Raw genomic sequence first — 8,761 nt, 5'->3', positions numbered from 1 at the left:
TAATACAGTATGTTCTAATTAAAAAAAGCCCTAGTAGGGCTTTTTTTATATCTAGCTATTCACCCTAGCCACCTTTTTATACTTACCTCAGCATTATGTTAATTAATCGAACTTTTCTTTTCATTGAACTTACTGTTGTTACACTACGTACATAAATAAAATAGTTATCATTTAGGTGAACTTTTGCAGCGACAACTTTTATCATTCAGTATTTTAATCTTTATTAGTGTAATTTTTGCAAGAACAGCTATTGCAGCTAATGTAATTGTAAAACCAATAACGATGGAGCGTAGTGAAAAGAAAGTTCAAGCAGTTGGGGACGCTGAAGCAATACGTTCGGTGACGCTTTACCCTGCTGTTGGAGATAAAGTAACGGCCGTGCATTTTGCACCAGGAGATAAAGTTGAAGCAGGTGAAATACTGTTAGAACTTGACTCACGTAGACAAAAAACAGCACTTAGCGAAGCAAAAATAACCTTTAATGATACTCAAAGAACGGTTGAACGATTAATTGAAAGTCATGCTAAAGGTGCCGTGCCTCAAAGTGACTTAGATGATGCTAAAACTCTTTTTGAGCTTGCAAAGGTCGCTGTAACACAAGCCGAAACTGAACTTGAGGATCGAACCGTAATTGCTCCATTTGGTGGTATTATGGGTTTAACCGACGTAGAAGTAGGCGATCGGATAACATCGCAAACCGCTATTGCGACAATCGATGACACTAGCTCACTTTATATTAATTTTAATGCTCCCGAATCTGCAATAAATATACTGAAAACTGAGGGAGAAGTTGTGGTTATTCCATGGCAGGGAGAACAACAGGTTGCTGCTAAAGTTGCTTATTTAGACTCTCGGATAGATTCACAAACTCGTACATTGAGAGTGAAAGCAAAAGTTAACAATAATAATCAACAATTTATTCCAGGGATGAGTTTTCGGGTGCATATTCAGTCCCAAGGGGATAACTTTGCTGTGATCCCTGAAGCTGCACTTTTATGGGGAGCTACGGGGCCTTATGTATGGAAAAGTATTGATAAAAAAGCAGTGCGTGTTGATGTGAAAATAGCTCAACGTTTAGCTGGAAGACTGCTTGTAAGCGGTAACTTAAAAACTGATGACTTACTAGTGGTAGAAGGTGTACAGACTTTACGTTCTCAGCAGGACCTAATTTTTAACTCGACCAGTTCAAGCGTTCAGGAGTAAGTTATGAAACAACTCCCACTAATGAACGATTTGCCCTCAATGGCTATTCGCCGTCCAGTGCTGATTGTGGTTTTAAATTTGTTGATCATAATTGCTGGTATTGCTGCAATTGCAGGTGTTGAGGTGCGTGAACTTCCTGATGTTGATATGCCTAAGATAACGGTTAGTGCGGCATTTCCTGGAGGATCTCCCGAAACAGTAGATACCGAAGTTACTAGTAAATTAGAGGGCGCGGTCGCTCGTGTAAGCGGCGTTAAGTCTATTCGCGCACAAAGTGAGGAAGGTAACTCACGTATTGTGGTTGAGTTTCGCCCGGGGGTTAATCTCGATAATGCAGCTAACGAAACCCGAGAATCAGTTGCTAGAATAGAGCGTGAACTACCTGACGACGTAGAGCAGGTTTCAATTATTAAGGCTGATGATGATGCTGAAGCTGTTGTCTCTTTAACTGTTTCAAGTGACACAGTATCTCTAGAGGCACTAACCGAACGTGTTGAAACAGATTTAGCGCCTCAATTTTTAACCATTCCTGGCGTGGCTGATGTGCGCTTAAATGGTGATAGAGAGCGTGTTTTGCGGGTTCGTATTGATCCTTTAAAACTGAGCAGTTTTAACCTTACCGTGCCTGACGTAGCAGATGTGCTTCTCGAAGCTCCCTTTGATGTACCTGCGGGTAGCTTAAAAGCCAATGATCAGCAAATTATTGTACGTGCTGATGCAACTTCAATTAATGCTGAACAAATAGCTGATATTATAATACAGGGTGATACTCGTATTGGTGATGTTGCCGCTGTTTACTTTGGCCCTGCAGATCCGCTTTCAATGGTTCGCTTAAATGGTGTTCCAGTTATCGGGTTGGAAATTATCCGTCAAGCGCAATCTAATACAATTGAGATTTCAGATGAAGTATTAAATTTATTAGATGGAATGCGCACACGTTTTCCTGAATTACAGTTTACTCTTACATCTGACGATGCGTTATTTATTCGAAGCTCAGTTAAAGAAGTGATCACTTCGTTAGTTTTAACAGTACTTTTGGTGATCATTACCCTATGGGTATTTATCGGTTCTTGGCGGGCAACGCTTGTTCCTGCTTTTGCAATTCCTGTTGCATTGGTGGGATCGCTGGCGTTAATATGGGTACTTGGTTTTTCAATTAATATTTTAACATTACTCGCCCTAGTTCTTGCTACAGGCCTAATTGTGGACGATGCCATTGTTGTCAGTGAAAACATTCAAAGGCAGCGTGGTTTGGGGCTTGGCCGAAGGGCAGCCGCTGTAATTGGCACTCGTGAAGTGTTTTTTGCTGTAATAGCTACTACTGCTGTTTTGGCTGCAGTATTTGTACCGATTGCCTTTTTACCATCAACAGTAGGGCGTTTGTTTAGAGAGTTTGGTGGTGTACTTGCTGGCGCTGTCATTATTTCAAGCTTTGTTGCCTTATCATTAGTACCTGCACTGACTTCAAAATTAAAATTGAAGCCAGGTGGTTTTCACCCATTCGCTAAATTTGGCCATATACTTGCGCGTATTTACACAAAGTCAATACATTGGGTTCTTGATCATGCTTGGCTTACGTTCGCTGTTTGTGTTTTAGTTGCAACAGGTTCTGGTGCGCTTTATTTAAATTTAGACAATGAATTATTACCTTCAGAGGATCGCGGTGAAATCCGTATTTTTGCGCGAGGCCCTGATGGCGTTGGCCTAAATTTTATGGACAGGCAGGCACTGCAAATAGAAGATACTTTAATGCCATACCTTGAAAGTGGTGAAATCGAATCTATGTATACTGTTGTTGGTCAATATGATCCTAATATTGTATTAATTACAGTGCCATTGAAGCATTGGGACGAACGACAATTTAGCCAACAAGAAATTATCGATAAAATACGTGAACCAGTTAGTGCTATTCCAGGAGCTCCAGGGCGAGTATCTGGCTCTAATAGTCTTAATTTACGTGGCCAAGGGGGTGGAATTGAACTCGCTTTATTAGGTCAAGATTACCTGCAAATATTTAAAGCAGCACAACAATTTTCTGCAGCTCTTGAAGAAAAAATTCCAGCCGTTGCGCCGGTACGTATTTCTTATCAACCTTCCCAGCCACAGCTACGGGTAAATATAGACAGGCATAGAGCTGAAGATCTCGGTGTTGAGCTCAGTGATATAGCTATTACTTTGCGCGCTGCTATAAATGGTGAGGATGTGGCTGATTTAAATATAGGTGACCAATCTATACCCATCATGCTACAAGCTCAAAACCAGACAATTAATGATCCCAGCGACTTAGCAAACCTATATATAGGTGCTGCTGATGGTCGATTGGTTCCATTAAGCAGTCTCGCTACAATAACAGAGGAAGGTGTTGCCGCTGAACTTGAACGGCACGCCCAGCGTCGCTCTATTGAAGTAGATATGGAGCTTCCGGAAGATTTAACATTAGCAGAGCTAGTAACACACATTAGAGACGTATCTGATACCTCTTTACCCGATGGTATTACTTTAATGTTTAAAGGTGAAGCACTTACATTTGAAGAGACCAGTAATGAAATATTGCTAACCTATATTTTAGCATTGTTAATTGTTTTACTTGTACTTGCAGCACAATTTGAAAGTATAAATAGTGCTGTAGTTGTCATGATTACTGTGCCATTTGGCATCACCTCAGCAATTTTAGCTCTTTATCTGACAGGTACATCCTTAAATATTTACTCGCAAATAGGTTTAGTCATGCTGATTGGATTAATTGCGAAAAATGCCATTTTATTGGTCGAGTTTGCTGATCAACTTCGTGACCAAGGAAACTCAGTGCGTAAAGCAGTGGAAGAGGCCGCTTTAGTTAGATTAAGACCTATTACCATGACTTTAGTATCTACGCTATTGGGTGCTCTACCTCTTATATTATCAACAGGGGCGGGAGCCGAGGCACGTAATGCCATCGGTTGGGTTGTATTTGGTGGTCTTGCACTTGCGGTATTATTTACGCTTTACCTTACTCCTGTTATTTATTTAGGGCTTGCACGCTTCACTTCGCCTAGAGGTGATGAGTCTAAACAATTAGCCCAAGAACTTGATAAAATGACCTGAGCTACAACTAAAATCTGAAATCGACTATTTTTCTTTGAAAAAATAGTCGATTAGGCACACAATTAACGCCTAAACCGCGATTAGGAATGCTTGTTATGCAGACCGAACAATTTGAAGTAGCACAATTTTTAACTGTACATCCGCCATTCGATAAACTCCCTATTGAAGCGCTTAACAAGCTCGCTCAACAAATTGAGGTAAGTTATTTTCGTGCCGGTACTGATATTTTGCAATTTGGTGAAGACATCGCCGACTTATATATTATTCGTAGTGGCTCTGTGGAAATGTATCGCCGTGATGGCGAATTATATAATCGTTTAGCAATTGGTGGAATTTTTGGTCAAATGGGACTACTAATGAATCGTAAAGTACGATTCCCCGCCAAAGCCCTTGAAGACACGTTAGTGTATTGCATTAATGCAGAGCTTTTTGAGCATTATTGTAGTGAGTTTGATGCTTTCGCAGATTATTTTGAATCTGATGGTAATGTGCGCTTGCATCAAGCAATTTTAGAGCAAGCCGACAGTAATGATTTAACCACCGCAAAAATTAAATCGTTACTGCATCGAGGGGTAGTAACGGCCCCTAATGATGCTTCAATAAGAGACGTTGCTGAATTAATGACCCAAGAATCGGTATCGTCAGTTTTAGTTACCGATGCACAAAAACAACTAAGCGATGACCCAGAAGAAGATGATGGTCAAGTTGTGGGTATCATTACAGACCGAGATTTACGTAGTAAAGTGATCGCCAAGGGCATGACGTATGACACTCGGGCTGATGAAATTATGTCAACAAACTTAGTTTTATTAGATGCTAATGCCTATGTGTTTGAAGCGGTTCTTGCGATGCTTCGTGAAAATTTGCACCATCTACCTGTTGTCCATAAACGTAAACCTATTGGTGTTATTTCTTTATCGGATATTTTACGTCACGAGTCACAAAGTAGCTTACTATTAGTACGTGGGATATTAGCTCAGCAATCGATTGAGGACTTAACTCATTATGCCCGCCAAGTACCCAATGTATTTGTTCGTATGGTTAACGAAGATGCTAACTCGCACATGGTTGGTACAGCAATGGCTGTTATTGGCCGTACCTTTAAACAAAAATTACTGCAGTTAGCTGAAGAAAAATATGGCCCACCACCCGTTCCTTATTGCTTTATTGCACTTGGCTCAATGGCACGAGACGAGCAGTTGATTGTAACTGACCAAGATAACGCTTTGATTTTAGATAATAGCTTTGATGAAAAACTCCATGATGGCTACTTTCAAAAACTATCCGATTTTGTTTGTGACGGTTTAGCTTTGTGTGGTTATACCTATTGTACTGGGGAGATAATGGCGTCTTTTAAAAAGTGGCGTCTGACACGAGATCAATGGCGCGAGCAGTTTGCCAGTTGGATTAAAGAGCCTAAACCACAATCGCTGTTACATAGCTCCATTTTCTTTGATTTAGATGGTGTGTGGGGTAAATTAAAATGGGCCGATGAACTAAAAAGCTATGTGGGAAGAACGGGGCGACAAAACAAACGGTTTTTAGCTAACATGGCTGCAAATGCGCGTAACAGGACACCTCCACTTGGCTTTTTTAAAGGTTTTGTACTTGAGCATAATGGCCAGCATAAACGTGCAATGAATTTAAAGCGTCGAGGCACTGCGCCGTTATCGGATGTTATTCGAGTGCATGCTCTTGCGGTGGGTTCAAGAAAGCAAAATTCTTTTGAACGCCTTGAAGATATTATCGCAGCGAAACTATTACCTGAGGGCAAAGGACAAGACTTACGTGATGCGCTTGAATACATTGCCATGATGCGTATTCGTCATCAAGCATGGCAAATAGAACAGGGTGAAGCACCAGACAATGATTTAGACCCGCATTTACTATCACCATTTGAACAGCGCAACTTAAAAGAAGCCTTTGCTATTTTAGAAAAAGCACAGAGTTACTTAAAGTATAGTTATTTGGCCAATACAAGTATGACAGTATTAAATGGTAAATAAGCAAAAAGTAAACTGGCATAGTCGCTATAAGCAATTATTTGCAAGCGCTTGTGATCAACAGTTACAAAGCTTTTATAAGCACAGCATAAGTGATGGCAACTTAGCTATTAATGAAGTCCCTATGGTGGCGTTAGATTTTGAGACGACCGGTCTAAACTTCAAAAGTGATGATATTGTAAGCGTTGGGTTAGTGCCGTTTACGCTTGCACGTATTTATTGCCGAGAAAGTGCGCATTGGTTAGTACAGCCACGACAAGACTTAAAAGAAAAGTCGATTGTTATACATGGTATAACTCATTCAGAGGTTAATGATGCACCCGATTTAAGTGTTATTTTAAATCAGTTATTAGCAGCGTTAACCGGTAAAATTATAGTAGTACATTTTGGTGCAATTGAGCGGCATTTTTTAAATAAAGCCTTATTAGCAAGACTAGGAGAGGGTATTGAGTTTGCCGTTATAGACACGATGGAAATTGAAAAGCGCGCTTTACAAGCACGACAAGGCTTATTAGGGAAGATATTTAATACTAAGCTCGATTCGTTACGCTTAGGTGATACACGTGCGCGCTATTCATTACCAGCATATAATAGCCATAATGCGTTAACAGACGCGTTGGCAACCGCAGAGTTATTGCAAGCACAGTTATGTCACCATTATCGGCCTGACACACCGCTATCAGCTCTTTGGGTTTGATATAGAGGCGTATTTATATCGCAACATTTCAAACTGCATATTCATATTAATAAATTTATACCAATAAAAAACGCCGCAAAAATGCGGCGTTTTGTTGTTTACTAATTTGTTAAATCACTTATTTAGGGCGAGGCTCTGTGCGAAGGCCTAGCAATAAACTAACACACATTAATAAAAGTACGATAGTAAATGGTAAGCCTGTTGACACCGCACCAGCTTGTAATGCTTCAATAGCTTCAGTGCCGCCAATCCAAACGAGTGCAGCAGCAATTACGCCCTCAATGGTGGCCCAAAAGATACGTTGAGGTACAGGCGCATCAACTTTACCACCAGCGGTGATAGAATCAATAACCAACGACCCAGAATCAGATGAGGTGATAAAGAACACTAACACTAATACAATTGCAATAAATGACAGTACTTGCGACATCGGCAATACGTCAAACATTTGGAACATAGCCAGAGGTACCTCGGTTAAACCGTTTTGACCCAATTCGCCAATACCTTCTTTAACTTGATCAATCGCAATGCCACCGTAAATAGACATCCACACCACAGTGACTAGAGTTGGGATAAGTAATACTGCAATTAAAAACTCACGAATAGTACGTCCTCTAGATACGCGAGCAATGAACATACCTACAAACGGTGACCACGAAATCCACCATGCCCAGTAAGCTACAGTCCAGCCATGCATCCAGCCTTCATCTTCACGTCCGTGAGGGTTACTAAGAGGAATAATATTTTCAACATAGCCCATTATAGTATTTGGAAGATTGCCCACTGCAACAGCAAAACCTACTAGACAAACAAATAGTAATAATACAAATGCTAGGCCCATATTAACGTTACTTAATAATTTAACGCCACCATCAATACCACGAATAACTGAAAATACAGCGAGTAGTGTCACTGCCGCGATGACAATTATTTCTAAGCCGATGCCACCATCTGTACCAAATACATGGTTAATACCAGCAGAGGCTTGTTGTGCACCTAATCCTAGGGATGTTGCAAGACCAAATAGGGTTGCAAGTACCGCTAAGATATCAATTATATGTCCTGGCCAACCCCACACTCTATCACCTAGGATAGGAAAGAAAATAGAACGAATTGAAAGTGGTAATCCTTTATTATATGTGAAAAAGGCTAATGATAAGGCCACTACTGCGTATATTGCCCATGGGTGTAAACCCCAATGAAACATGGTTGCTCCCATGGCAAGTTTTGCAGCTTCAGGTGTATTAGCTGCAACATTCAGTGGCGTTTCGAACCACCCAGTATAATAAGCTAGCGGCTCTGCGACCCCCCAAAACATTAAACCAATACCCATACCTGCAGCAAATAACATTGCCATCCAAGACAATCTAGTGTAGGTAGGGCGTGCTTCATCACCACCTAAACGAATTTTCCCGTAAGGAGAAACAATTAAGCCAATACAAAATAATACAAAGAAATTCGCAGCCCACATAAAAAGGCCATCGAAATTATTAATTATATCTTTTTTGATACCATCAAGGGTGGCTTTCGCTGTTTCAGCATCAGTTATTAAGACAGCGAGTAAAAAAATGATAATTAAGCCCGCACTGAACCCAAAAACGGGATTATGAACATCAAACCCCCACTTTTTCACATTATCTTGACCTACGGTATAGTCCGTATTGTCTATACTGTATTTATCATGGTTTTCGCTCATGTAATACCTCTTGTTGTTGCTATCTATTTTGATGCTAGATCAGCTGATAGGACTCTAATATAGTCAAAACTAGTTATG

5 protein-coding genes are annotated in these 8,761 nt (G+C 40.5%); 4 read left to right on the top strand and 1 reads right to left on the bottom strand.

Annotated features, from left to right (window positions below):
• Positions 1–282 precede the first annotated feature (282 nt).
• The 4 genes from ACT3RM_RS02620 (at position 283) to ACT3RM_RS02605 (ending at position 6,987) form a co-directional block, all read left to right on the top strand.
• The gene (locus ACT3RM_RS02620) at positions 283–1,203 is read left to right on the top strand and encodes an efflux RND transporter periplasmic adaptor subunit (RefSeq protein WP_441994546.1); all 921 of its coding nucleotides are present in this window, start codon (positions 283–285) and stop codon (positions 1,201–1,203) included.
• Between the two features lie 3 nt (positions 1,204–1,206).
• Positions 1,207–4,287 (top strand): efflux RND transporter permease subunit, encoded by a 3,081-nt coding sequence (locus tag ACT3RM_RS02615; protein ID WP_441835032.1) that lies wholly within the window; start codon positions 1,207–1,209, stop codon positions 4,285–4,287.
• A 95-nt stretch (positions 4,288–4,382) separates the two neighbouring features.
• Entirely contained in the window at positions 4,383–6,293 is a 1,911-nt protein-coding gene (locus ACT3RM_RS02610; RefSeq protein WP_441835031.1) for a DUF294 nucleotidyltransferase-like domain-containing protein, read from the top strand.
• Positions 6,283–6,987 carry a 3'-5' exonuclease gene (locus tag ACT3RM_RS02605; RefSeq protein WP_441835030.1) on the top strand — a complete coding sequence of 235 codons (705 nt, stop codon included), beginning with the start codon at positions 6,283–6,285 and terminating at the stop codon, positions 6,985–6,987. The genes ACT3RM_RS02610 and ACT3RM_RS02605 overlap by 11 nt, the downstream gene beginning before the upstream one ends.
• 118 nt (positions 6,988–7,105) lie before the next feature.
• Here the strand turns inward: ACT3RM_RS02605 and ACT3RM_RS02600 are convergent, their stop codons facing one another.
• Positions 7,106–8,683, bottom strand: a complete 1,578-nt coding sequence (locus tag ACT3RM_RS02600) for a BCCT family transporter (RefSeq protein WP_441835029.1) — start codon at positions 8,681–8,683, stop codon at positions 7,106–7,108.
• Between the last annotated feature and the right edge of the window lie 78 nt (positions 8,684–8,761).

Origin of the sequence: Pseudoalteromonas sp. AOP7-A1-14, assembly GCF_052376275.1 — a bacterium.
Taxonomy (GTDB): domain Bacteria; phylum Pseudomonadota; class Gammaproteobacteria; order Enterobacterales; family Alteromonadaceae; genus Pseudoalteromonas.
The sequence above is the reverse complement of the archived record's forward strand: the minus strand, read 5'-3'. Positions and strand labels throughout refer to the sequence as shown.

Coding starts and splice junctions, on each gene's coding strand:
- ACT3RM_RS02600 (WP_441835029.1), bottom strand. CDS start 8,683: ATGAGCGAAAACCATGATAAATACAGTATAGACAATACGGACTATACC.
- ACT3RM_RS02605 (WP_441835030.1), top strand. CDS start 6,283: ATGGTAAATAAGCAAAAAGTAAACTGGCATAGTCGCTATAAGCAATTA.
- ACT3RM_RS02615 (WP_441835032.1), top strand. CDS start 1,207: ATGAAACAACTCCCACTAATGAACGATTTGCCCTCAATGGCTATTCGC.
- ACT3RM_RS02610 (WP_441835031.1), top strand. CDS start 4,383: ATGCAGACCGAACAATTTGAAGTAGCACAATTTTTAACTGTACATCCG.
- ACT3RM_RS02620 (WP_441994546.1), top strand. CDS start 283: ATGGAGCGTAGTGAAAAGAAAGTTCAAGCAGTTGGGGACGCTGAAGCA.